The sequence below is a fragment of the Corynebacterium sp. NML98-0116 genome (genome assembly GCF_001767255.1).
Classification (GTDB): domain Bacteria; phylum Actinomycetota; class Actinomycetes; order Mycobacteriales; family Mycobacteriaceae; genus Corynebacterium; species Corynebacterium pseudogenitalium.
In genome coordinates this window covers 1,995,988-2,018,840 of sequence record NZ_CP017639.1, presented here as the reverse complement: position 1 = coordinate 2,018,840, position 22,853 = coordinate 1,995,988, and the positions used below count along the sequence as shown (strand labels likewise).

The following is a 22,853-nucleotide window of genomic DNA, read 5'->3' as shown; positions in this document are numbered from 1 at the left end:
CGCTCCCTCACTCTTTGACCCCTCAGGAAATGCTGATGGGCCTTTTCGCACCTCACTGTAGCGTATTCTTTGAAACACGATGAAAGACTGGGGGATCTTGTGAAGCACAACTATGACCGGCATCAAGGGGAGAGACAGGGATTTGGTGCATAGATTGGCGTAAGCACCAAATTCCTTGATTTGCGTTGCTCGCGCGACTTGGAAAAGACCAGGTCGTGCAGGCCGCGTGAGGGAATTTGGTGTCCTGGGCGAGCGGCGAGTGACAATCGACGCAATTCTGCCGGTCGACCCCGGTAAAAGCCCAGGTCGTGAAAAAGGGGTTGCGTCCTTTGGCACTCACTCTGTGGAGAGAGCACCAAATTCCAGGATTCTCGCGCGGCGGTTTGGAAAAGCCCAGGTCACGCAGGGTGCGCAAAGGAATCTGGTGCGTAGACCCCGCAAAACCACAAAGAACCAGCCCTACGCGTAGGGGACGACCATCCCGCCGAACGCCAGCGCAACCGTCGTGAGCACGGCCCAGGCCAGCATGGCCTTGCCGTTGAGCCCGAGCACCGGGATGAGGGCTGCACCGGTCGCACCGCTGCGAACCTTCATGATGGCGGCGATCGCCAGTGGCAGCGCCACCAGGCCGACCAGGGCAGGCGCGTACACCAGAGCCAGCAGTACGCTGACTACGAACGGGACGCAGGTCAGGACCGTGAACAGGGTGCGGGCGCGGCTGTCGCCGAGGCGAACCGCGATGGTCTGCTTGCCGGAGGCGGCGTCGGTGGGGATGTCGCGGATGTTGTTGACTAGGTTCACGGATGCGGAGATTGCGCCGATCGCCACGGCGACGAGCAGGCCCTCCCAGGACAGGAAGCCGGTCTGGACGAACTCGGTGCCCATCACTGCGACGAGGCCGAAGAAGATGAAGACGCTGACCTCGCCGAGTCCGATGTAGCCGTAAGGGTTGTTGCCGCCGGTGTAGAACCAGGCGGCGGCGATGCAGACGGCGCCGATCAGGATCAGCCACCACGCCCCGGCCAGCACGGACAGGATGATACCGAATAGCCCTGCAACGCCGAACGCGATGAAGGCGGCGAGTTTTACGTCTTTGGGTTCGGCGAGTCCGCTTGCGGTGATGCGTGTGGGGCCGGAGCGGTCGTCGTCGGTGCCGCGGATGCCGTCGGAGTAGTCGTTGGCGAAGTTCACGCCGATGATGAGGGCCCACGCCACGAGCAGTGCCAACAGTGCCCGGCCGAGGTTGGCGTGCGCGGTAAAGGCCGCGACGCCGGTGCCGGCGATGACGGGTGCGAAGGCGTTTGGCCAGGTGTGGGGGCGGGAGGCTTCCCACCACGCGTGCAGGTTGGGTTGTGCGTTCATGGTTTCCATCATGCCCCGTGTCGGGCCTGTCGGCTAAAGTGGTGCGCCATGTGGGTCGATTATGCGGCGCGGCAGGCGGTGGCGTCGATAGGCGCGGTGGCGCGTTTGCCCTCGTTGCGGTTGGCGGTGCGCTCCGGGCGTCTGGAGTTTCCCGCCGCGGGGCATACCGTGGTCAGCCTGACCTCGCACGGCACCCGCTTATCGACGGTCCACCACACCCTCGCATCGCTGCTGGTGGGGACCCGCCGCGTGCCCACCATCCTGTGGCTCGACGCCGTCGACTACCACGCGCCCTGGCCCGAGCCGCTGCGGGAGCTCGCGGAGTGCGGCCTGCAGGTGCGTTGCTCCGACGGCCAATACGGCCCGCACACCAAGTACTACGGTACGTTCCGGCAGCTCGCGGGTACGGGGACGAGCGTGATCACGGTGGATGATGACGTGTTGTACCCGAGGTGGTTCATCGAGAAGCTGGTGGTGGATCCGCTGGCAGTGACGGCGTATCGTGCCCACGAGATCGCGCTGGTGGGTGAGGGGTTCGCGCCGTATACGCAGTGGCACAGCGTGCGCACCACCGCGCCGAGCCCGCGACACTTCGCCACCGGCGTATCCGGGGTGGCGTACCCGCCCGCGATGGTGGACTACGTGGCCGCCCAGGGCGACGCCTTCCTGCGCGCCGCCCCCAGCGCCGACGACGTCTGGCTCAACATGTGCGCGGTGCGCTCGGGGCACTTTGTGCGCCAAGTCTTTGACAAACCGAAGGAGTTTCCGCTGGTGCCGGGCTCGCAGTCGGTGGCGCTGGTGCGGAAGAACCTGCGCGGTGGCAACGACGCCCAGCTCGCCGCAAGCTACAGCGCAGAGGACATCAGCGCAGTCGTCAACGCAGGCTAGAACAGGTCGCGCACCGCGGCCCGGTCCACCTTGCCCGGCCCCAGCAACGGCAGCGCCGCGACGCGCTTGAGCTCCTTCGGCACCTGCCACCGCGGCAGGTCCTGCAGGGCGTCCATCACGTCCGGCACCTGCGCCTCACCCGCATACGCGGCGCAAATGCGCTGCCCGAAACGCTCGTCGGGCACGCCCACCACGCACGCATCCGTCACACCTGGCACACCCAGCAGGAAGCGCTCCAGCACCTCCGGCTGCAGCTTCAGCCCACCCGAATCAATCACATTATCGACGCGCCCTTCGACCGTGAGGTGGCCGTCGACAAGCTGGCCTGCGTCTGAGGTGCGGAACCACCCTGGCTCGGCGAAGTCGGGGTGCTCCGGCTGGTTGCGGTAGCCCTGCGCGACCATGGGGCCGCCGAGCCAGATGCGGCCGTCGCGGATGCGAACGTTGGCGCCGGCGATGGGCACCCCGTCGTAGACGCAGCCGCCGGAGGTTTCCGAGGAACCGTAGGTGGTGACCACGTTGATGCGCAGCTTGGTCGCCGAGTCCAGCAGCGCCGGATTCGTGGCCGCCCCGCCGACGAGCACCGCGTCGAAGCTGCGCAGCGCGTCGATGCCGGTGAGCGTGGACATCGCCTTGTCCAGCTGCAGCGGGGTCAGCGCTGTGTAGCAGCGGTCCCCAGTCGCCGCGATCTCCGCGGTGCGGGCCGCGAACTCATCCACGTGGAACCCGCGGGTCAGGTCCACAAAGGCCGGCTCCACGCCGGCGACCATGCTGCGCACCAACACCTGGATGCCCGCGATGAACGCGGCGGGCATCGCCAGCAGCCACTGGCCCGGCCCGCCGAGCGCCTGGTGGGTGGCGTCCGCGCTGGCAATCAGGTTCGTCGGGGTCAGCAGCGCCCCCTTCGGGGTGCCCGTGGACCCGGAAGTCGCCACCACCAGGGCGACGTCGTCTGCGATCGGTTCGCCCACGCCCTGCGTGTTGCGCAGCAGGTTGGCGCGCGCCGGGTCGTTCGTCGGCACCGGCAGCAGGGCGTGCTGGCCGGTCAACGCCTCTTCGAGGGCAGGCAGGATCGCCAGCGGGTCGGCGGGGTCAACGGGGAGGAGTTCCAGGAGCTTCGTCACGAAGCGTTAGTCTAGCGCCCCGCCCGCGAGGACCTCGATGGCGTCGTGCCATGTGACGTTGCCGGTGTCGGGGGCGAAGCGGTCCGTCGTCAAGAGGATGCAGCGGGACCCGGCGGGAAGGGCGTCGAACGGCGCGAGCTCGCGCGCGAGCGTTGCAGGCTCCGCGACGGTGAGCGCCACCTGAATGTAGAGAGTGCGCTGGCCGTCGTTGGCGATGAAATCAATCTCCCCACCGGGAACCTTACCGGTGGCAACCTGGTACCCACGGCGGCGAAGCTCAAGGTAAACCATGTTTTCCAAGTCGTGGCCGAAGTTGAAAGGGCGAGAGCCCAGCAGCGCGGTGCGCAGGCCCGGGTCGACGAAGTAGAACTTGCCGTTTGTACTCAGCCACCGCTTGCCCTTCGTGTCGTAATCCCGGCACTGATAGATAAGGTGCGCGTCCGCCATCAGTCCGAGGTAGCGGTCCACCGTTTCACTCGACGCCTTGAGCCCCTCGTGCTTGAGGTGGCCCACGATGCGGTGCGTGGACACCGGGTTTCCGGCGTTGTCGAAGAGGAAGCGGGCCACGCGCAGGAAAACGTCGGTGTCGCGGATCTGGCCTCGCAGGGAAATGTCGCGGGTGAAGATGGAATCGAAGAGTGAGGAGTTCGCCTGGCGAATCACGACCGGGTCCGAGAGTTGCACCGTGGCGGGGAAGCCGCCGATGGTGACCCACTCCTGAAACGCGTGGTCAAGGCCAGGGCGCGCGTCCGCCGGGTAGCGGAACTCTATGAACTCCGCCAGGGAGAGCGGCAGCATCGGGATCTCGATGTAGCGCCCCGCTAGATAGGTCAGCGACTCGCCAACAAACAAGGAAGCGTTGGAGCCGGTCACGCAGATTTCTAGCTGTTCGTTGAGTCGCAGTGAGTTGATCACGCGCGCCCAGTCCTTGAGCTCCTGTACCTCATCGACGTGCAGGTAGCGCAGCCCTTGTGCGAGCCGTTGCGTGACGGCGTCGTGGAAGGCAGCCGGGTCCCGCAGGGTGGCGTTGGCCTGGTCCTCGAAGTTGATCACCATGATGGCGTCGTCTGGGGTGCCGTGCTCGCGCAGGTGGCGGCGGTACAGCTCGAGGAGGGTCGATTTCCCGCAGCGGCGCACGCCGGTGATGATGCGAACGAAGTCGCTATCGGTGACTGCCAGCAGGTTGTCCAGGTACTGCTGTCGAGGGTGCAGGGCTCTCATGGGTTTCGAGTATACCTGAAACTATCTCCAAAATAGGCGAGAGTTTCAGGTATACCTGAAACGCGCCGCTACCTTCCCAGCTCGTGGCTGAGCGCCTCGAGCTCCCCGCCACCAGCCATCTGGTGGGTCAGCTCCTCCAGGGTCACGTTCTCCCGGGGCTCGTCGAGTTCCTGGCGGCCCAGCTTCAGGATGGTGAAGTGGTCACCGACCAGGAACGCGTGGTGCGGGTTGTGGGTGACCAGGACGACGGCGATGCCGCGGTCGCGGGCGGCGGCGACAAAGCGCAGCACCACGCCGGACTGCTTCACGCCGAGCGCCGCGGTCGGCTCGTCCAGGATCAGGACGCGGGCGCCGAAGTAGACCGCGCGCGCGATGGCCACGACCTGGCGCTGGCCACCAGAGAGATTCCCAGCGTCGACTTCGACGTCGGGGATGTCGATGCCCATCTCGAGGAGCTGCTTGGCGCAGATCTGCTTCATCTCGGCGTCGCGGAGGACGCCGAAGCGGCCGGTGAGCTCCTGGCCGAGGAAGAAGTTACGCCACACGCTGAGCTCATCCACGATCGCCAGCGTCTGGTGCACCGTCGCGATGCCGGTATCGATCGAGTCTCGGGGAGAGGTGAAGGTGGTTGGCTGGCCGTCGATAAGCACTTCGCCCGAGGTCGGTTGGTGCAGGCCAGCGAGGATCTTGATCAACGTGGACTTGCCGGCGCCGTTGTCGCCGAGTACGCACGTGACCTCGCCCTCGTTGACGGAGAGGTTCACCCCGCGCAGCGCGTCGAAGCTGCCGTAGGACTTGGTGATGTTCTTCAGTTCAATGACAGCCACTTAGCGCCCCTTGGTGTACTTAGCGAAGGACATATTCGTAAACACGGCGACCAGCAGCGTTGCGCCGAGGAAGAACTTGAACCAGTCAGGGTTCCAGCCGGCGTAGACGATGCCCTGGTTCGTCAGGCCGAAAATCAGCGCGCCGATCGCGGTGCCCACCGCGGTGCCGCGGCCGCCTGTCATGGCGCAGCCGCCGATGACGGCGGCGATGATGTAGAGGAACTCGTTGCCCACGCCCTGGCCTGCCTGGATGGAGTCGAAGGCGAACAGGGTGTGCATGCCCACGACCCAGGCCGCGAAGCCCACGCCCATGAACAGCAGGATCTTCACCCGGCGCACCGGCACACCGACGGCGCGCGCGGCGTTCTGGTCCCCGCCGACCGCCGTGATCCAGTTGCCGAACTTCGTGCGGAACAGCACAAACGAGGCAATCGCGACGAGCAGCAGCCACCACAGCACCGTCACGTTCAGCGTCACATTGCCGACGTCAAACGTGCCAGCGAACACCACGTGCGCCGACGGGAAGCCCTCCATGTCGGAGATGATCGGGGTTGCCACCTGGCCGGTCACCAGCTTGGTCACCGCCAGGTTGAGACCCTGCAGCATCAGGAACGCGGCCAAGGTAATCAGGAAGCTGTCGATGCCGGTGCGGGTCACCAGGTAGCCGTTCAGCGCGCCGATCGCCAGCGAGATCCCGAGCGCCATGAACGCGCCAACCCACGAGTTGAGGTGCAGGTTGTAGTTCAGCATCGTCGCGGCCAGCGCGGCCGTGGTCACGGCGACGCCCGAGGAAAGGTCGAACTCGCCACCGATCATCAGCAGCCCCACCGCGAGCGCCACGATGCCCAGCGTTGAGGACGCGTACAGGGTGGTCGCGAGCGCCTCAAAGGAACGGAACGCGGGGGCGACGGTCAGGAAGAACGCAAAGATCGCGATGAAGCCCAGCATCGAGGCGAACTCGGGGCGCCGGATCAGCTTGGCCAACCCAGTGTGTGTTCGTAGCCGGTCATCGCTTGTCGACGCCCCTTCGCTCACCACCGCGCTCATCGCATGCCCGCCTTCGCAGCTTCGGCGACCTTGTCCACGTTGTCCTTATCGACGAAGCTCGGGCCGGTGTAGACGGGGCGGCCGCCGCCTAGGGTGCCGCCGTTGCGCTTCGCGATCCACAGTGAGTCGACGGCCAGGTAGCCCTGCAGGTACGGCTGCTGGTCGACGGCGAAGGCGACGCGGCCGTCGGCGATGGCGTCGACAAGCTCGGCGTTGGTGTCAAACGTGGCGACCTGCGCCTTGGACCCGGACTGCTTCACGGACTCCGTCGCGCGCATCGCCACCGGCGCCTGGAGTGCGAAGACGGTGTCGAAGCTCTTGTCCTGTGACAGTTTCGAGGTGATGGTGGACTGTACGGACGTCAGATCCTGGCCGTTGACGTAGAGCAGTTCGACGTTGCCGTCGAGGCCCTTGCGCACACCGTCGCAACGCGCTTCCTGGGAGGAGTTGCCCTGCTCGTGGATGACGCACAGGACGTTCGACTTGCCTTCCGCCTTGAGGCGCTCGCCGGCGGCGTTGCCCGCCACCGACTCGTCCTGGCCGAAGAAGCCCGTCATCCCGTAGTCCTGGTACTTGCCCATACCGGCGTTCAGGCCGACGACGGGGATACCACGGTCGACAGCGTTGCGCGCTGCGGGGCCGATTGCCTCGGCGTTCGGCATGGTCACGGCGATGCCGTCGACGCCAGCGTCCACCGCCGAGCGCACCAGGTTCGCCTGGTTCGGCGCCTGCGGGTCGGAGGAGTAGCGCAGCTCGATGTTGTCCTTCTTCGCCGCGTCCTCCGCGCCCTTGCGCACGAGGTCCCAGTAGGTGTCGCCCGGCGCACCGTGCGTGACCATGGCCACCACGTACCTCGGCGTATCGACGCCACCAGCGGTCCCTTCAGTGTTCTCGGAGCGGGGTGCGCCGCCTGTTGAGGAGCACCCAACAAGCAGCGCCGCAGCCATCAGTGCTGCGGCAAAAAATGTAGTCCGTGTCTTAGCCATTGTACGAGTGTGATCCACCGCACCATGTTTGTCAAGGCTAGAACACCCCCGCGATCAATAACATCGCAGGTAACGAAAGGAACGTGGTGAGGAAGACGGTGTCCCGGCAGATCACCTCACCCGAGCGGTACGTCGCCGCGTAGTTGTACACGTTCTGCGCCGTCGGCAGCGCACACAGAATGAGTGCCGCGTACATATCGGAGCCGGTCAGGCCCAGAAGCGACGCCACTACCCACGCTACGGTCGGCATGCCGATCAGCTTGAGGATGGTAGCGGTGGTCGTCGCTAAGCGCTGGCTCTGCAGCACCTTCTCCCCGGTGAGCGAGGCGCCGAAGCTCATGAGGATCATCGGGATGGACGCGCCACCCAGAATCTGCAGCGGGGCGAGCACCGGCTCCGGCACCGTCCACGACGACGCCGACACCGCAAACCCCGCAAACGCCGCAACCACCACCGGCGCCTTCAACCCCGCAATCACTGACTTCAGCACCCCCGACGCCCCACGGTCCAGGCCAGCGATCACGATGGGGGAGAGCACCGCCATCTGCAACACCAGCGCCGGAATCACGTACGTCGGATCCCCCAGCACGTACGTGGCAATGGGCAACCCGATATTGACCGAGTTGTAATAACTCGACGACGCCGCCCCCGCCATGGTCTCCGCAGCATCCTGCTTGAACCACACCGCACTGATCGCCCAATAGATCAGCATCGTGGTCACTGTCGCGATTGCGATCACCAGGATCACCGGGGAGAAGAACGCATCCGTGTCCGAAACCGCCACCGATGAAAAAATCAACGACGGTGTTGCCACATGGAACGCGATGCGGTTGAGCTGCAGCCGCTGCTCGCCCGGGCCGATCACCTTCTTCTGGGCAAGCCACCAGCCCGCCGCGATCACGGTGAAGATGATGGCGAAACCAGTCAGAACGTCAAGCATGTCGAATGAGTGTAGTGGCTACGCGCCCGTGAAACTGGCGCCTAGTCCATCTGCAGGACGGTGCGCAGTTCCGCGAAGGGAGCCGGGCAGATTTCGTGCGTGACGGTTCGGCCTGTTCGGGACTTTTTGAGTAGTCCGGCTTCGGCAAGCTTCTTGAGGTGGTGGGAGACCGTCGGTTGGCTGAGCCCGGAATACTCGGTAAGCGCGGTCACGCTCATCGGCTCGCACCCTTCTGCGGCGAGGCGGGAGAGGAGGCGCAGCCGGGCGGGATCTGCCAGCACTTTGATTAGATGACCAACCCAGAGCCGACCCCCGTTCGAATGTCGTTCCTCGACAGATTCCTACCAGTGTGGATCATCTTGGCGATGGCATTCGGTCTGCTGCTGGGCCGCGCCGTTCCAGGACTCCGCAGCACGCTTGAGCGTTTTGAAGTCGGCGGTATTTCGCTGCCGATCGCGCTGGGCCTTTTGGTGATGATGTACCCGCCGCTGGCCAAAGTCCGCTACGACAAGACCCGCGAGATCGCCACCGACAAACGGCTCATGACCGTCTCCATCATCTTGAACTGGATCGTCGGCCCCGCGTTCATGTTCGCCCTGGCCTGGCTGTTTCTGCCGGACCAGCCAGAGCTACGCACAGGCCTCATCATCGTCGGACTGGCGCGCTGCATCGCCATGGTGCTGGTGTGGTCCGACCTGTCCTGCGCCGACCGGGAAGCCACGGCCGTCCTGGTCGCCATCAACTCAGTATTCCAGGTGCTCATGTTCGGCGTGCTCGGATGGTTCTACCTGCAGATCCTGCCGAGCTGGCTGGGCCTGGAGACCACCTCTGTGGAGTTCTCCTTCTTCTCCATCGTCACCGCCGTACTGGTGTTTCTCGGTATCCCGCTACTTGCCGGAGTGCTCTCCCGCATCATCGGTGAGCGAGTGAAGGGTCGTGCGTGGTACGAAGAGACTTTCCTGCCAGCGGTTTCCCCGCTTGCGCTCGTGGGGTTGCTGTACACGATCGTGCTGCTGTTCTCCCTGCAAGGCGATCAGATTACATCCCAACCGTGGACCGTTGCTCGAGTCGCCCTGCCACTGCTGGGGTACTTCGTGGGCATGTTCCTGATCGCCCTGGTGGTGTCGAAGGCGTCGGGGATGGGCTACGCCCAATCCGCCTCCGTGTCCTTTACCGCCGCGGGCAACAACTTCGAGTTGGCCATCGCGGTGGCGATCGGCACGTTTGGCGCCACCTCGGCTCAAGCGCTGGCAGGTACGATCGGTCCGCTCATCGAAATCCCCGTCCTCGTCGGACTTGTCTACCTCATGCGCGGCATCGGGCAGAGACTCTTCCCAGGCGATCCCACCCTGCCAGCTGCAAGGAGCCGTTCATGAACCCCAGTGTCTTGTTCGTCTGCGTCAGCAACGGCGGTAAATCACAAATGGCGGCGGCGCTTGCGCGACACTACGCAGGCGACCAGGTCAGCGTCTTCTCCGCTGGCACGAAACCGGGCACCGCGCTGAACCAAGAATCCGTCGCCGCAATTGCAGAACTCGGTGCCGACATGTCGCGCGGCACACCAAAACCCATCGACCCAGAACTGCTGCGCACAGTCGACCGAGTAGTAATAATTGGCGACGCCGCCCAGCTCGGCATGCCAGCCGACGCCGCCGGCACCCTGGAACGCTGGCACACCGACGAGCCGTCCACCCGTGGCATCGAAGGCATGGAGCGGATGCGCCTCGTACGCGACGATATCGACGCCCGCGTGTGCGCCCTCCTGCGCGAGCTGTATCACACGCTTTGAGCGGTTTGGGGCGCTACGCGCGTGCTCGGCGGGCGAGTGTGTTACCCAATGACTGGATGGCCTGCACCACGATAATCAGGATGATCACGGTGGTGAGCATTGCCACGGAGTCGAACTGCTGGTAGCCGTAGGCAATCGCAAGATCGCCCACGCCGCCGCCACCGATCGTTCCGGCCATCGCCGTCGCGGAGATGAGGCCGACGGTTGCCGTCGTGACCGCGAGAATGATGGAGGATTTCGCCTCCGGCAGGAGGAAGTGGCGGATGGTCTGCCACATGTTCGCGCCCATCGATTCGGCGGCCTCGGTGATACCGGGGTTGACCTCGAGCAGGGACTGCTCGATGAGCCTTGCGATGAACGGGGCGATGTACAGGGTGAGCGGCACCAGCGCGGCCGTCGTGCCTATTGAGGTGCCCACAATAGAGCGGGTAAACGGCGAAATCGCGACCAGCAGAATGATGAACGGCAGGGAACGGATGATGTTGACCACCACGTTGAGCACCCCGTACACCAGCCGGTTCGGGCGCAAGCCGCCCGGGCGGGTAATCACCAGCGCCAGCGCCAGCGGGATACCAACCAGCGCACCAATGAACAGGGCGACCCCCACCATGTACACGGTCTCCCCGAAGGAGTCGAGGTACATCGACGGAGTCACGCGCGAGCCCGTGAGGTCGCGCCACCAGGAGTTCAGCGGTTCCATTTACGCCTCCACCTCATTCACAGTCACACCTTCCAGGCTCGACAGCCACGCCACCGCGCCGTCCGCCTCGCCGCCACGCAAGCCGACGATGGTGGTGCCCACGGTGGTCTCCGCAAGCTCAGTACTTGACGACGCCAGCAGCCGCGCATCCACACCAAACCTGCCAACGAGCTGCGTGAACACCTCTTGCGCAGCCCCTCCCGTGTGGACGAGCTGCACCGCGCGGTCAAACCTTCCTTCGCGGATGGTCTCGCGCACGTGCTCAGGGACCTCGCGCTGGATGACCGTCTCCACGAACCGCTGCGTCAACGGGTGCTGCGGGTCGGCGAACACCTCGGCGACGGGGCCCGACTCCACCAGGTGGCCCTCGGACAGTACCGCGACCTCGTCCGCGAGCTGCGCCACCACGTCCATCTGGTGCGTGATCAGGAGGATCGTCACGCCCAGCTCCGAATTGATCTTGCGGAGTAGCTCCAGGATTTGTGTTGTGGTGAGCGGATCCAAGGCGGACGTGGGCTCGTCGCAAAGCAAAATACTCGGATTGGTCACGAGCGCACGAGCGATGCCGACGCGCTGCCGCTGACCGCCCGAAAGCTGGCGTGGCTTGTGACTTGCGCGATCGGTGAGCCCCACCATTTCGAGGGCCTCCGCGACACGGCGCTGCATCTCCGCCTTCGGCGTCTTCGATAGCAGTAGGGGCGTGGCGACATTCTCCGCAACCGTCTTGGTCTCCAGAAGGTTGTAGTTCTGGAACACCATCGACACCTTGCGTCGCAGGTCACGCAGCTGCTTCGCGTTCAGCTTCGCGGGTTCCTCGCCGAGCACCGACACCGAGCCCGACGTTGGCACCTCCAACCCATTGACGGTACGAATCAGCGTGGACTTGCCAGCACCAGACGTCCCCACCACGCCGGAGATACCTCCTGCTGGCACAGCAAACGAGATGTCCTCGAGCGCAGTAAAGGTGGTGTCCCCGGTGCCGAACACCTTGGTCACACCGTCAAAGACGACGGCGCTACCGCTACCGGTTGCGATGGTCATGCGAGCCTTTCTAGCGCTTTGTCTACTTCAGGGAATCCGGAAGGAACCAGTAGTTGTTCTCGTTGTGTTCGTCGAAGTACTGCTTGAACTCCTCCGAGCGGTACGCGTCCGCGACCGCCTTCGCCCACGGCTGATCCTTCTTGTCCTCGGTGGTCACCGCGACAAGAATCAGCTCCGGACGCAGCGTCTCCTGGAACACCTGCAACTTCGGGTCCAACCCGGCGGAATACGACATGGAGCCCGGGATCACCGCCCAGTCAAAGTCCGGCAGCGTGCGCGACAGGTTGCCCGAATCAATGGAGATAATCTCCAGGTTGTGGGGGTTGTCCTTAATATCCGACTCCGCGACCAGCGTCGCATCCGGATCATTCAAGGTAATCCAGCCAGCATCCACCAACAGGTGCAGCGCGCGGGACTTATTCGACCCATCCAGCGGGATACCAACCTTGTGGCCGTCGGCAACCTCGGTGAGCTGCGTGTACTTATCGGAGTACAACCCAGCCGGCACCGTCGGCACCTCAGTAATGGAAGCGAGGTTGCCGCCCTTCTCCTCATTAAAGACGTTCAGCCAGGCAGTGTGCTGGTCAACGTTCAAGTCCGCGGACCCCTCGTTGAGCGCAGTATCTGCCTGGGTCAGGTCAGTAAACGACTGGTACTCCACTTCGTAACCCTGCCCCTCCAGGATGGGGCCGACCGCGTCCGTGAACAGCTCCGAGTACGGGCCAGGCGAAGTAGCGACACGGATCGTCTGCAAGTCGCCGTCCGGGGTAGCGGTGGCGTCGGTGGAATCACCGGAGCAGGCGGTAAGGCCAAGCGTTAACGCGGCAGCCGCGGTGATGGCAGTGAGTTTCTTCAGCACGATGTTTCCTTTCAAGTTTTTTCAAGCTGTACCGAAGAATAAACCACTCGGTTTGTTATTGCAAGACTGGTCGGTCTAGTTTGTTAGGGTGTTGTGTGGTCGGGGTGGTCTGGTTCGAGTTTGCGCTGCGTTGGGTGAGGTGGGGTTGGGGTGTGGGGTGGTTGGCTGCTGTGGGTTGGCTGGCGGCTGCGGGTTGGCCAAGCGCCTAAAAGTGAGCAATAGGATTGTAGTAATCCCCGTTTCGCTCAAATTTTCGAGGATTACTACAATCCACCTACTACACTTTGGAACTTCGGAGGTCTGCGCCGCTGTTTTCGGGCGCGCGGCATGGTGGCGAGCGCGTTCCTAGAGCTGCGGTAAACGTGCAGCTCGCGGGGGCCGTACCCGTTCCTGCAACGATTTCGTACCCGCTTTTGCAACGGTTTTGCACCCGTTTTTGCAATTCGCGGACTGTGAGTGGCGGTGCGGACGCGCTTCTTTGTGGAAGCGGTTGGTCTCGACCGTAAGGAAGGGGGTGAGGTGAATGCCTAATGCTGATTTCGGTCACCAGCCGGACAAGTCTAACTGAATATCAGACACGCACAAGGCCTGGGGCTCTACCCCCGCAACTTGCTGATTAGCGCCATCACACCCGAGACCCCCGCCGTCAGCATTCCAACCAATGTTGCCAGAGCGAGCATCCCGGCGATGAAGGACTCGGCCTCCGGGTCGAACGTTTCCAGGCACAGACCGAAGAGCACAAACGACACCACGGTGATGATCACCGACCGCTTGAATACCTTCCCGGACTTGGAGCGTTGCTTCGGGGCAGCAGCAGGCGTGACTAGCGCGGGATCGTACGGTGTCGATTGGGCGGGGACCGGTGCGTGCAGCGGGGCATACGCTGCGGCAAGCAGCTCCTCAGGTGTCAGTTCATTGGTGGCAGGTCGGGGCTTTGTGGCTGCAGGGCGTGGCGCTGGAGCAGGCTGCGCCTCCGCAACAATCTCCGGAGCGACATCCTCAACAACCGCCGCCTCCACCTCAGCCGTCTCCTCGACGCCGTCGACGGCGAGGTCCACCACCATCTCCACGAGCTGGCTGCACCGCTTCGGGCCGACCCCGTGCAGGTCAAGTAGGTCGTAGGCGCTGGCGTTGAGCATCTCCGGGTGCTCGAGGCTCCACATGGCGAGGTAGCGGTCGATGCCGCGCCCGGTCGCCTCGGGGACGTGGTGGGGTTTGAGGTTGTCGGCGATCTCGTGCAGCGGGCGGTCCGGGTGCTGCTCGATCCATGCGGCGGCGATGCGCGCACTCGACGAGCCAACAGCGTGCGACTGCTCGGTGGTCAGCCAAGAGAACTGCTCCGGGGCTGAAACAGGCGCAGCGGCATCAGGGGCAGCAACCGGTGCGTCCTCGGTCGAATCCTCCATGGCCTTCAGTAACTGGGCGAAGTGGGTCTCGCTGATGATCGGCACGTTGTTCTCGCGTGCTTGCTTCGCCTTCCCGCTCATCGAGTCCGGATTCGCCGCAACAAGGACGGCGCACGTGCGGGTCACGCCACCGACGTCGAGGCCTGCGGCGGTGGCGCGGTCGGTCCAGACATCGCGAGGGATGTCGAGGGCTCCGGTGAACGCGACGCGGTCGCCCGGGCGCAGGGCGAAGGTGGCGGGGGTGGGGCCGGAGGTGGGCTCGTCGAGAAGCGAGCGCACGAGCTGCGCATCGACGTTGAGCGCCTCGGCAATGTCGAGCAGCGTGGCGCGTTCCTCGTCGGTGATGACGCCGTCGGCCCAGGCTTCGACGGCGAGCTGGCGCGTGAACTCCTCGTTGATGGCGTCGACGTCGTCGGCGCTGAGGCCCGCGGCGATGGCGGTGGATTCGAGGCGGCGCATCTCGGTGCGGGAGATGGCGCGGTCCACAAGTGCGCAGGTCAGCTCGGCGCGGTAGTCGGCTTCGTTCTTGGTGGTGGCCGTCGGCAAGGTGCGCGAAAGCTGCCCCGCCCAGGAGGGCTCGCCGCCGCGGGGGAGGCACGGGGCCTCGGCTGCGGGGGCGGTGAACGTCGCCGTCGGATACTTCTCGACGTCCACTCCGTTGCCCACGCACAAGTAACGGAGGAGCTCGGCGGTCGCCTCGGCGTCCGCGAGCGCCGAGTGTGCAAACCGGTTCCGAATCCTCGCGATATCCAGCGCTTCACTTAACTTGCCCACGCCCATGTACTGCTTCGTCAACCGCATCGTGTCCAGCCACTCGCACAAGCCGTCCTCCGCGCCGGCGCGCGCGAACTCGTTGGTCAGGAAGCGGTGCTCAAACGACGCATTGTGTGCCACCAGCGTACGACCATTGAGCAGTGAGCCCAGGTACGGAGCGACGTCGCGAAATAATGGTGCATCCACCACATCGGTCGCCGTGATCTTATGGATGTAACTATTCGGAATGTCGCGTTCCGGCTGGATCAGTGTCTCCCACGTGCGCTCCACCGTGAAATCGGGGCGCAGCAGCACCACGCCGATCTCCACAATGCGGTCCTGGTTGCTCAGCCCTGTCGTCTCCAAATCGATGACCGCAAACCCATTCCGGCCCATTCCTGCTCCTTTGTTCATCCGTGTTGGGGGCGTCAACAAATATATGACACTCCCCCGACACACCAGGGACGGAGTCGGTCGGATGTTCGATGGAACCGGAGGGGGAGTTGCGGTCGCCGCGTAACGCCCGGCACCGTCTGTGCCGATTACAGGGGCATGAAGAAGATCATCGCATCGGCCGTCGCTGCGGCGACCGCCTTCACTGCCCTCGCTACGACCCCGTCCCACGCCGCCCACCTTGACCGCACCGAAAGTGGCCAGTGCCGCGTCGTCCTCAACGACGCTGAGCGCGGCCCCGCCTGGCAGGCCGAACGCATCGCAAAAACGCTCACGCACGGCATGTACGCCACCGCCGTCGCCGAAGCATTCGAGGCAACCTTCGAGGGGCTCAAACCACTTGGCGACGCCCACCTCGACCAACCAGCCATCATCTCCTACCAGCAACTCCGCCTGGAAGGGCAGGAGCCCGGCGAGCGTCCCGACTACGACGCCGCCCGCGCCGCCACTAAGGAAAAACTGGCCAAGCTGGGCCTGGTTTCCACCGACGCCGACTTCTACCTCGACATGAAGCAGGGCGCCCAGATCCCGCTTTCGCCAGCGGGCAAGGCGCTGCAGGGATCGGCGCGCTGGTACATCGGTATCGACGGCTCCGTGCCGGAGGTGACCAGCCTCGGGGCGAACTACGTGTTTGGCCGTACCGGCGACAACACTGCTCGGTTCCTGAACCACGTCCAGGACTGGAAGCGCGCCGCGTTTGCCTCGAACATGTCCGACACTTACTTTGCCAAGGCCACCGACTCGCTCGAGTCCCGCTACTACTACTTGCTTAAGCAGGCGCAACAGTGCAGCGACAACCCACCGCTTATCTTCAGCACCCAAAACGCGGACCTGCCAGCACCGCCGGTACTGAAGAACACCCTGCCGGGCCAACCAGCGGATCCCTCCGCGCCGGAAACGCCAACCCCGGAGCAGCCCACGCCGAAGCCGGAGCAGCCGCAGAACTTTGACGCCAAGCTCGGCCAGATCATCGGCATCATCGCTGCGGTACTGGCAGCGCTGGGCGGGTTGTTCGCGCTGCTCAAGAACGCCGGCATCAATGTGCCGGAGCTTCCGAAGATTCCCGGGCTGAACAAGTAGATCTCCTCCCCTGGGAGGAGGCGCGTGTTCGGTGTTGCCGATAGGCTTACGGCCATGCGCTACAAACCGGGTGACCTTGTGCTCGCGGTCGCTGTTGCCATCTTGGCGGCGGTGTACACCGCGAGTGCGTTTACCCAACCCACGCATGCGGCCAGTTGGGGCCAGGCCGTGCTGTCGTGGGGCTTCGTCGCGGTGTGCGTGGTGCTCACGAGCAAACCCAAGTTCTCCTCGATTGCGCTTATCGCGCTGAATGTTGCCTGGTCTGTGATGTGGCTGGCCGCGCCGGTCAACCTTGGCTTTTCGCCGTGGGTGTTGGCGGTCCCGGTGGCGACCTTTATTGCCGGGCTGTTTACAGGGAAGCGCTTCGCGCTAGTTGTTCTCGCTGCCGCGTGCGGGTGGGCACTGCTGTCGCCGTTCATGTGGACGTGGGACGACAACTTTGTGTTGTTCTACCGGCACGGGGTCGATCTCGGGATCACGCTTGCGCTGCACTGGGGTGCGAGTGCGGTGGGGTATCTCCTTGGGGCGAATGTGGCAGCTGAGGATGAGGTGCGTCGTCGAGAAGCACACGCGAAAGAGCAACGTCTCGCAGCGGCGCGCGAGGAGGAACGCCGCGCCATTGCCCGCGATATTCACGACCTTCTCGGCCACTCGCTGACCCTGATCAAAGCGCAGGCCAATGCAGGGTTGGCGGCCGGACAGGAGCGGGAGGCGCTGCAGCAGATCAACGAGGCCGCCGGGCAGTCGTTGTCGGAGATTCGCCTGCTTGTGCGCGGCCTGCGTGAGAGCGATCATGCGTTTTCGCCGGCGGCGGGGATCCCTGACCTGCCGTCGTTGGTGCAGCGCTACCGCGATGCCGGTCTGGAAGTGTCGCTGGAAGCACCAGCAGTGGATGTCTCCCCGGTGACCTCGCTTGCTACTTATCGCATCGTAGCGGAGGCGTTGGCAAACGCGGCGCGCCACCAAGTCGATCCCGCTGTGATGGTTCGGATCGCACCGGGCGAGACCGTAGTGGTAGAAGTCGTTTCTACAGGCCAGATTCGACCCCAACCAGGCGCCGGCGTTGGGCTGGAGGGGCTGCGCGAACGCGCGGCAAGCGCCGGTGGCACGCTGAAGACATGGCAGTCAGGGGAGACATTTACCGTGCGGGCGGAGTTGGCAGCATGATCCGCCTGCTCCTTGCCGACGACCAACCGCTCCTCCTCAGCGCCCTCCGCACCATCTTGGACGCCCAGGACGACATCACCGTCGTCGCCACCGCCGCCGACGGCGCCGAGGCCGTGGAGCAAACCCGCGCCCACCGCATCGACGTGGCGGTGCTGGACATCCGCATGCCAGTACTCGACGGCATCATCGCCGCCCGCACGATCATGGAAATGGGCCCACGCGTGATCATGCTGACCACCTTCGACGACGACACCTTGATCCATGCGGCTATCGACGCCGGCGTGCACGGCTTTCTTCTCAAAGACGCCGAACCCGACGTCCTGGCCAACGCCGTGCGCGCTGTCGCCCGCGGCGAATCGGTTCTGGCCCCCGGGGTCACAGGCCGCGTGATGGAATGGGTCCGCGACGGTGCGGGCACCCAAGAATCCGCCGCCGCGCTGGAGGCGCTGACGCAACGCGAACGCGACGTGCTCGCAGAAATTGGCCGCGGCGCCACGAACGCTGAAATCGCCGCCACACTGTTTATTGCAGAGACCACGGTGAAAACGCACGTCTCTAACCTGCTTGCCAAACTTGGTGCGCGCGACAGGGTGGCGCTCGCCTTGATCGCCCAACGCGCCGGGATCTCCTCCTAGAGGAGGAGGCAGTTTGGTCCCACCGACCGATGTGGTGGCTTTGCTGGGTGACGACCATGAATGCCATGACTGATACGCAACTTGCTTGCCACAACGTGGCCGTTTCCTTCGGGGACCACCAAGTGCTTCGCGACGTGTCGTTGACCACCACCCCGGGCCGAGTCCATGCACTGTTGGGCCCCAACGGTGCGGGTAAGTCGACGTTGATGTCGGTGCTGCTTGGCCTGATCGAACCCGATGCCGGCGGGGTGACCTTGATGGGCCAGCCGTTTGACCGTTCGGCGCTGCGCCACGTTGGCGCCTCCATCAACGACCCCGCCTTTTTCAGCCACCTCAGCGCCCGCAACAACCTCCGTGTCCACACCACGCTCCTGGGCCTGCCGGACAGCGAAGCCGACCGAGTCCTCGAACTGGTCGGCCTCCAAACCGCGGGCAAGAAGAAAGCCGGAACGTTTTCCACCGGCATGAAGGGACGCCTCGCACTCGCTCAGGCACTGCTCGGTGAGCCGGAGGTGCTTATTCTCGACGAACCACAAAACGGTCTCGACCCCGAAGGCATTGCCCACCTGCGCGACTACCTCCGCGAATACGCACGTGCCGGGCGCACCGTCCTGGTCAGTTCCCACCAACTCGGCGAAGTGCTGCACATGGCCGACGACGCCACAGTCATCGCAGGCGGCAGCGTCCGCTTCGCAGGCGAGCTCGCGGAACTGGGTCCAAACCTAGAAGAGTCGTTCTTTCGGCTCACCTCCGGTGGTGAACGATGAACCTCCTACACGCCGAATGGATCCGTGCTCGCGGCTCCATACTGTGGTGGCTCGCTGGGGCAGGTTTGCTGGTCGGTGTGCTGCTGACGTTGTTCGCCCTGGCCGGAAATGTGGAAACCGCCACGAACCTGCTCTACCCGCAAGGCCTGTTGGTCACCGGCATGGCTGCGCCTGCCGCCGCACTGTTCGCAGGCTTGGCCGAGACCCGCGAGCGTGACGCCCGAGGCGGTGGCACTTGGTGGCGGCCGGTCTCACGGGTGCGAACGCGAGCCGCCCGCATCGCCGTGGTGTGGCTGGCGCTGGCCGTGTTCGTTGCCCTTGACTTTGTCGTACCGGTTGCCGCCGGCCTCATGTTCAACCTAGACAACACAGCCGCGATCGTACTCGTCGGCTTGTTTGTGTGGCTGGGCATGCTCGGTCCGGCAGGCCTCGCCGCCGCGTCTACGCGACGCATCGGGATGCTGCCGACCATCATCCTCGGCTTTTTCTTCACCATCGAGCTTGGCTACTTCGCCGAACGCGACTGGTGGTGGGCCAACCCCGGCGCCTGGCCAATTCGGTTGGTGCTGCCGACCATGGGCCTGCACTTCAACCTGCTGCCCCTCGACGCCACGGATCCGATGGCGGGGGAGTCTCCTGTGCTTGCCCTCATCCTCACGCTGGTGCTCGCAGCAATTGGCTTTGTAATGGCCGCCCTCGTACCACCGCGCACCCGACCTATATTGCGCCGCCGCCGAGTCCACCACGTCACCGCACCGCTGGCCACTTCTCCGGCGACGCCACGCACCGAAGCCACCGGATACGTGGCTGCGGTGAAGGGGGTTGCGATGGCGGCGAGGGTGTCGTCGATACGCGTCTTGCTCCTGCTCACCGCCCTGGTGCTGCTGTTCTCGCTGGCATATCCGGTGGATGTGCGTGAGGCGATGTTCACCTACATCATCCTGCCGATAGGGGCGGGCGTGCTTCCCACACTGGTGTGGCCGAAACTGCGTCCCGCCTGGGCGCTCATGCAGGTCGAACACCCACACGTCCGCGCCGCATTGGCCACGTGGTGCGTTGGAGTCGTCGCCCTCGTGTGCGCGTTCGGAGCGGCCGTGGTTGGCGACGCACGCTTCGGACTCCTCGCGTTTCTCGCAGGCAGCGTATTGACGCTCACCGCACTTGCCATCACCGTCCGCTTCGGCGTGGCGTGGACGCTGGCCACGACGATCCTGGTCACAATCGTCTCCGCCACGATCGGCGGGGATGTCCTCGCGCAATCTGCGTTATGGATCCTCGCCGTCCCCGCATGGCCAGCTACGGCCACCGGTGCACGAGTGTGGGTTGCGGCTGCGGTGGGGCTGGTGCTGCTGGCGGTGGTTGTAATGCTGCTGATGCGGACGCTGCGCGGGATGCGCCCAGTACGACGCTAACCCGCCGGGGTGAGGCGTCCGTCCGCCGTGTAGCGACCATCGGGGGAGTTGTAGAAGGCGTGGGCGTGGTTGTCGTCGATAAGTAAGTGCCACGTGCCGCCGTTATCGCAGGTGCCCTCGGTGATCGTCTCCCGGAAGCCATCCTCGGTTCTCGTGAGCTGCCCTGCACAGCCGAGCTCAGGGTAGGTCACCGCGATACCGTCCGCGGTTGGCGCGAACCAGACACGGAACTGCTGCCCCTGTAGGTGCTCGACTTCGGATACCTGACCCATCGTGCCCTCCATTGGACCTTTGAGTTCTGGAGGTTTGATTGTGCCCAGCGCCGCCGCGTCCGTCGTCGGGTGCCAGGTGATACGGGTGAACTCGTTGAGCGGATTGCCGACGACCGTCTCCTCCGGACCCCACACCTTCTCCAAACGCTGACCCCGCAGCTCGAAGTGCGTCACGTGCAAGAGAGGGCTTTCGGCTTCGTACTGGTCCAAGCCCGGCTGCGTGCCGTTGGTGAACACAGTCGGGTACGGGTCGTCCGAGTCGATGAGGTAGTCCTTCGTCCAGCTCAGCGTGCCGTCCTGGGCCCGCAACACGCGAATTGGAGAAGGGCCGTCAGCACCAGCGCGCAGCAGCAGTTCCGGCTCAAGATCGCCGTTGATATCTAAGACGTCGTAGGTGAACGTGCCGTCCAAGCCGTCGAAATCTGCGAAGAATCGCGCCGGGTCCGCGATGGCGTCGGCGTACAGATCACGGGTGGAGGGCGCCGGTGCTTCGGTCGCGGGCGTGCTCAGTGTTGTTTCCGGCACGGGCGCTTCCGGCACAGTCGCCGTGCCGCAGGAAGCCAGCAGGAGAGTGGCGGTGATGAGAGGCAGATAGCGCTTCATGGCACCACGCTACAGAAAACTAGAAACCAGAAGAAAGTTCCCGGCCTATTCGTGATCGTCGGAACTTTTTTCGTAGACATCCGTCTTCACCTGGGGAAACGCAACCGTTGGTCGACCGGAACCGGCCCCGAACGGAAAATAGTTCCCGGGCGCGGGACTATTTCATAAGGGCGCGAAGGGTGCGAGGGGCCACCTGGCCGCCAGTCCACCTGGCCGCCAGGCGGCAGCCACCTAGTAGTAGAACGGGAACTCGTCCCAGCGGGGCTCGCGTTTTTCCAGGAAGGAGTCGCGGCCCTCGACGGCCTCGTCCGTCATGTAGGCGAGGCGGGTGGCTTCACCGGCGAAGACTTGTTGGCCCATGAGGCCGTCGTCGACAAGGTTGAAGGCGAATTTGAGCATGCGCTGTGCGGTGGGGGATTTGCCGTTGATTTCGCGGGCGACCTGGATGGCCTCCTCTTCCAAGGAAGCGTGCGGGGCGACGATGTTGACGGCGCCCATGCGCTGCATCTCCTCGGCAGAGTAGGTGCGGCCGAGGAAGAAGATCTCGCGGGCGAACTTTTGACCCACCATCTTGGCCAGGTAGGCGGAGCCGTAGCCGGCGTCGAAGGAGCCGACGTCGGCGTCGGTTTGTTTGAACCTGGCCTCCTCGCGGGAGGCGATGGTCATGTCGCACACGACGTGGAGTGAGTGGCCGCCGCCGGCTGCCCAGCCGCTCACCACCGCGATGACCACCTTGGGCATGGTGCGGATGAGGCGCTGGACCTCAAGGATGTGCAGGCGTCCGCCCTCGGCTTTCACACGTGCGGTATCGACGGTGTCGGCGGTGTCGCCGCCCGCGTACTGGTAGCCGGAGCGGCCACGGATGCGCTGGTCGCCGCCGGAGCAGAACGCCCAGCCGCCGTCCTTCTCAGAAGGCCCGTTGCCGGTCAGCAACACCACGCCCACAGAAGGGTCGCGCCTGGCGTGGTCGAGTGCCCGGTAGAGTTCGTCGACGGTGTGGGGGCGGAACGCGTTGCGTACTTCGGGGCGGTCGAAGGCGATGCGGACGATGCCGTCGGCGCGCGTGGTCCCTACGTGTCGGTGATAGGTGATGTCGGTGAAGTCAAAACCTTCGACCTCGCGCCATTGGGTTGGGTCGAATGGTTGCGCAGTGGAATAGCTCATGGCTTTGTAGTCTACGGTGCCGACGGCAGCTCGGGGCACCCCCACAGGGAGGCAACCGCTGTGTAAGGCATTGCTTACCTAATGGGCTCGGAGTTAAATCAAACGTATGAGTCTGATAACGAAAACTGCCGAGGGCACCCTTGCCCGCATCCCCGTCGGCGACAGCGCCGTTATCGCGGCGCTTGACACTACCCCTACCGTCGCGCGCCGCCTGCAGGAGCTTGGTCTTCGCCCAGGCCAGCGTGTCAGCATTATGCAGTCCACGGCTGGTGGTGGCCGCGTGATCAAGGTAGCGACCTCCCGCTACGCCCTCAGCGCTGACGCGCTGCGTGGCATCAAGGTGAGCGTGGCATAGCC

At 64.5% G+C, this 22,853-nt stretch carries 23 protein-coding genes; 9 read left to right on the top strand and 14 right to left on the bottom strand.

The genetic code is table 11. From position 1 onward, the window contains the following. Window positions 1-459: 459 nt before the first annotated feature. Window positions 460-1,362 carry a 1,4-dihydroxy-2-naphthoate polyprenyltransferase gene (locus BJP05_RS09355; RefSeq protein WP_145945271.1) on the bottom strand — a complete coding sequence of 301 codons (903 nt, stop codon included), beginning with the start codon at window positions 1,360-1,362 and terminating at the stop codon, window positions 460-462. A 48-nt stretch (window positions 1,363-1,410) separates the two neighbouring features. On the opposite strand from BJP05_RS09355, the gene BJP05_RS09350 reads away from it, so the two are divergent. Next, window positions 1,411-2,250, top strand: coding sequence for a glycosyltransferase (locus BJP05_RS09350; protein ID WP_070363174.1), 840 nt, complete (start codon window positions 1,411-1,413; stop codon window positions 2,248-2,250). Here the strand turns inward: BJP05_RS09350 and menE are convergent. The 7 genes from menE to BJP05_RS09315 form a co-directional block, all read right to left on the bottom strand. Beyond that, a complete protein-coding gene (menE, locus tag BJP05_RS09345) occupies window positions 2,247-3,374 on the bottom strand; it encodes an o-succinylbenzoate--CoA ligase (RefSeq protein WP_070363173.1) in 1,128 nt (375 codons plus the stop codon). The genes BJP05_RS09350 and menE overlap by 4 nt on opposite strands. Before the next feature lie 6 nt (window positions 3,375-3,380). Next, window positions 3,381-4,595, bottom strand: a complete 1,215-nt coding sequence (locus tag BJP05_RS09340) for an ATP-binding protein (protein ID WP_084028619.1) — start codon at window positions 4,593-4,595, stop codon at window positions 3,381-3,383. Between the two features lie 68 nt (window positions 4,596-4,663). After that, window positions 4,664-5,422 (bottom strand): ATP-binding cassette domain-containing protein, encoded by a 759-nt coding sequence (locus BJP05_RS09335; protein WP_070363172.1) that lies wholly within the window; start codon window positions 5,420-5,422, stop codon window positions 4,664-4,666. Continuing rightward, on the bottom strand, window positions 5,423-6,469 hold the full coding sequence (locus tag BJP05_RS09330) for an ABC transporter permease (RefSeq protein ID WP_070363171.1): 1,047 nt from the start codon (window positions 6,467-6,469) through the stop codon (window positions 5,423-5,425). Continuing rightward, the gene (locus BJP05_RS09325) at window positions 6,466-7,455 is read right to left on the bottom strand and encodes a substrate-binding domain-containing protein (protein ID WP_070363170.1); all 990 of its coding nucleotides are present in this window, start codon (window positions 7,453-7,455) and stop codon (window positions 6,466-6,468) included. Before BJP05_RS09325 ends, BJP05_RS09330 begins: the two co-directional genes overlap by 4 nt. Before the next feature lie 37 nt (window positions 7,456-7,492). Continuing rightward, the gene (locus tag BJP05_RS09320) at window positions 7,493-8,395 is read right to left on the bottom strand and encodes an AEC family transporter (RefSeq protein ID WP_070363169.1); all 903 of its coding nucleotides are present in this window, start codon (window positions 8,393-8,395) and stop codon (window positions 7,493-7,495) included. Window positions 8,396-8,436: 41 nt separating this feature from the next. Then, window positions 8,437-8,682, bottom strand: coding sequence for a helix-turn-helix transcriptional regulator (locus tag BJP05_RS09315; protein ID WP_070363168.1), 246 nt, complete (start codon window positions 8,680-8,682; stop codon window positions 8,437-8,439). A gap of 3 nt (window positions 8,683-8,685) precedes the next feature. On the opposite strand from BJP05_RS09315, the gene arsB reads away from it, so the two are divergent. Both arsB and BJP05_RS09305 read left to right on the top strand, forming a co-directional pair. Further along, window positions 8,686-9,771, top strand: a complete 1,086-nt coding sequence (gene arsB, locus BJP05_RS09310) for an ACR3 family arsenite efflux transporter (protein ID WP_070363167.1) — start codon at window positions 8,686-8,688, stop codon at window positions 9,769-9,771. Further along, a complete protein-coding gene (locus tag BJP05_RS09305) occupies window positions 9,768-10,184 on the top strand; it encodes a low molecular weight phosphatase family protein (protein WP_070363166.1) in 417 nt (138 codons plus the stop codon). The genes arsB and BJP05_RS09305 overlap by 4 nt, the downstream gene beginning before the upstream one ends. Window positions 10,185-10,197: 13 nt before the next feature. Here the strand turns inward: BJP05_RS09305 and BJP05_RS09300 are convergent, their stop codons facing one another. The 4 genes from BJP05_RS09300 to BJP05_RS11355 all read right to left on the bottom strand — a co-directional run bounded on the left by BJP05_RS09300 (window position 10,198) and on the right by BJP05_RS11355 (window position 15,339). Further along, window positions 10,198-10,884, bottom strand: coding sequence for a methionine ABC transporter permease (locus tag BJP05_RS09300; RefSeq protein WP_070363165.1), 687 nt, complete (start codon window positions 10,882-10,884; stop codon window positions 10,198-10,200). After that, complete coding sequence (locus tag BJP05_RS09295) at window positions 10,885-11,925, bottom strand: methionine ABC transporter ATP-binding protein (RefSeq protein WP_070363164.1); 1,041 nt, start codon at window positions 11,923-11,925, stop codon at window positions 10,885-10,887. It lies immediately after the preceding gene. 22 nt (window positions 11,926-11,947) lie between these two features. Beyond that, the gene (locus BJP05_RS09290; protein WP_070363163.1) at window positions 11,948-12,784 is read right to left on the bottom strand and encodes a MetQ/NlpA family ABC transporter substrate-binding protein; all 837 of its coding nucleotides are present in this window, start codon (window positions 12,782-12,784) and stop codon (window positions 11,948-11,950) included. A gap of 596 nt (window positions 12,785-13,380) precedes the next feature. Then, window positions 13,381-15,339 carry an exonuclease domain-containing protein gene (locus tag BJP05_RS11355; RefSeq protein WP_070363162.1) on the bottom strand — a complete coding sequence of 653 codons (1,959 nt, stop codon included), beginning with the start codon at window positions 15,337-15,339 and terminating at the stop codon, window positions 13,381-13,383. Window positions 15,340-15,495: 156 nt separating this feature from the next. Between BJP05_RS11355 and BJP05_RS11350 the strand changes: the two genes are divergently transcribed. From BJP05_RS11350 to BJP05_RS09260, 5 genes are all read left to right on the top strand, one after another. Then, window positions 15,496-16,476, top strand: coding sequence for a hypothetical protein (locus tag BJP05_RS11350; RefSeq protein ID WP_070363161.1), 981 nt, complete (start codon window positions 15,496-15,498; stop codon window positions 16,474-16,476). Between the two features lie 54 nt (window positions 16,477-16,530). Continuing rightward, the gene (locus BJP05_RS09275) at window positions 16,531-17,643 is read left to right on the top strand and encodes a sensor histidine kinase (protein WP_145945270.1); all 1,113 of its coding nucleotides are present in this window, start codon (window positions 16,531-16,533) and stop codon (window positions 17,641-17,643) included. Beyond that, window positions 17,640-18,278, top strand: coding sequence for a response regulator transcription factor (locus BJP05_RS09270; RefSeq protein WP_070363159.1), 639 nt, complete (start codon window positions 17,640-17,642; stop codon window positions 18,276-18,278). Before BJP05_RS09275 ends, BJP05_RS09270 begins: the two co-directional genes overlap by 4 nt. 65 nt (window positions 18,279-18,343) lie before the next feature. Continuing rightward, window positions 18,344-19,045, top strand: a complete 702-nt coding sequence (locus tag BJP05_RS09265) for an ATP-binding cassette domain-containing protein (RefSeq protein WP_070363594.1) — start codon at window positions 18,344-18,346, stop codon at window positions 19,043-19,045. Next, entirely contained in the window at window positions 19,042-20,457 is a 1,416-nt protein-coding gene (locus BJP05_RS09260; RefSeq protein ID WP_070363158.1) for a hypothetical protein, read from the top strand. The genes BJP05_RS09265 and BJP05_RS09260 overlap by 4 nt, the downstream gene beginning before the upstream one ends. Here BJP05_RS09260 and BJP05_RS09255 read toward each other — a convergent pair. Then, a complete protein-coding gene (locus BJP05_RS09255) occupies window positions 20,454-21,332 on the bottom strand; it encodes a hypothetical protein (RefSeq protein ID WP_070363157.1) in 879 nt (292 codons plus the stop codon). The genes BJP05_RS09260 and BJP05_RS09255 overlap by 4 nt on opposite strands. 231 nt (window positions 21,333-21,563) lie before the next feature. Continuing rightward, window positions 21,564-22,496 (bottom strand): 1,4-dihydroxy-2-naphthoyl-CoA synthase, encoded by a 933-nt coding sequence (locus tag BJP05_RS09250; RefSeq protein WP_070363593.1) that lies wholly within the window; start codon window positions 22,494-22,496, stop codon window positions 21,564-21,566. Window positions 22,497-22,602: 106 nt separating this feature from the next. Here BJP05_RS09250 and BJP05_RS09245 point away from each other — a divergent pair, with 106 nt between their 5' ends. After that, window positions 22,603-22,851 carry a FeoA family protein gene (locus BJP05_RS09245; protein ID WP_083290805.1) on the top strand — a complete coding sequence of 83 codons (249 nt, stop codon included), beginning with the start codon at window positions 22,603-22,605 and terminating at the stop codon, window positions 22,849-22,851. Window positions 22,852-22,853: the final 2 nt, after the last annotated feature.

What these genes read in the sequence shown, in the direction of transcription:
- BJP05_RS09355 (WP_145945271.1), bottom strand. Translation starts at nt 1,362, where the DNA reads ATGAACGCACAACCCAACCTGCACGCGTGGTGGGAAGCCTCCCGCCCC.
- BJP05_RS09350 (WP_070363174.1), top strand. Translation starts at nt 1,411, where the DNA reads ATGTGGGTCGATTATGCGGCGCGGCAGGCGGTGGCGTCGATAGGCGCG.
- BJP05_RS09340 (WP_084028619.1), bottom strand. Translation starts at nt 4,595, where the DNA reads ATGAGAGCCCTGCACCCTCGACAGCAGTACCTGGACAACCTGCTGGCA.
- BJP05_RS09330 (WP_070363171.1), bottom strand. Translation starts at nt 6,469, where the DNA reads ATGAGCGCGGTGGTGAGCGAAGGGGCGTCGACAAGCGATGACCGGCTA.
- BJP05_RS09325 (WP_070363170.1), bottom strand. Translation starts at nt 7,455, where the DNA reads ATGGCTAAGACACGGACTACATTTTTTGCCGCAGCACTGATGGCTGCG.
- BJP05_RS09320 (WP_070363169.1), bottom strand. Translation starts at nt 8,395, where the DNA reads ATGCTTGACGTTCTGACTGGTTTCGCCATCATCTTCACCGTGATCGCG.
- arsB (WP_070363167.1), top strand. Translation starts at nt 8,686, where the DNA reads ATGACCAACCCAGAGCCGACCCCCGTTCGAATGTCGTTCCTCGACAGA.
- BJP05_RS09305 (WP_070363166.1), top strand. Translation starts at nt 9,768, where the DNA reads ATGAACCCCAGTGTCTTGTTCGTCTGCGTCAGCAACGGCGGTAAATCA.
- BJP05_RS09300 (WP_070363165.1), bottom strand. Translation starts at nt 10,884, where the DNA reads ATGGAACCGCTGAACTCCTGGTGGCGCGACCTCACGGGCTCGCGCGTG.
- BJP05_RS09295 (WP_070363164.1), bottom strand. Translation starts at nt 11,925, where the DNA reads ATGACCATCGCAACCGGTAGCGGTAGCGCCGTCGTCTTTGACGGTGTG.
- BJP05_RS11355 (WP_070363162.1), bottom strand. Translation starts at nt 15,339, where the DNA reads ATGGGCCGGAATGGGTTTGCGGTCATCGATTTGGAGACGACAGGGCTG.
- BJP05_RS11350 (WP_070363161.1), top strand. Translation starts at nt 15,496, where the DNA reads ATGAAGAAGATCATCGCATCGGCCGTCGCTGCGGCGACCGCCTTCACT.
- BJP05_RS09275 (WP_145945270.1), top strand. Translation starts at nt 16,531, where the DNA reads ATGCGCTACAAACCGGGTGACCTTGTGCTCGCGGTCGCTGTTGCCATC.
- BJP05_RS09270 (WP_070363159.1), top strand. Translation starts at nt 17,640, where the DNA reads ATGATCCGCCTGCTCCTTGCCGACGACCAACCGCTCCTCCTCAGCGCC.
- BJP05_RS09265 (WP_070363594.1), top strand. Translation starts at nt 18,344, where the DNA reads ATGACTGATACGCAACTTGCTTGCCACAACGTGGCCGTTTCCTTCGGG.
- BJP05_RS09260 (WP_070363158.1), top strand. Translation starts at nt 19,042, where the DNA reads ATGAACCTCCTACACGCCGAATGGATCCGTGCTCGCGGCTCCATACTG.
- BJP05_RS09255 (WP_070363157.1), bottom strand. Translation starts at nt 21,332, where the DNA reads ATGAAGCGCTATCTGCCTCTCATCACCGCCACTCTCCTGCTGGCTTCC.
- BJP05_RS09250 (WP_070363593.1), bottom strand. Translation starts at nt 22,496, where the DNA reads ATGAGCTATTCCACTGCGCAACCATTCGACCCAACCCAATGGCGCGAG.
- BJP05_RS09245 (WP_083290805.1), top strand. Translation starts at nt 22,603, where the DNA reads ATGAGTCTGATAACGAAAACTGCCGAGGGCACCCTTGCCCGCATCCCC.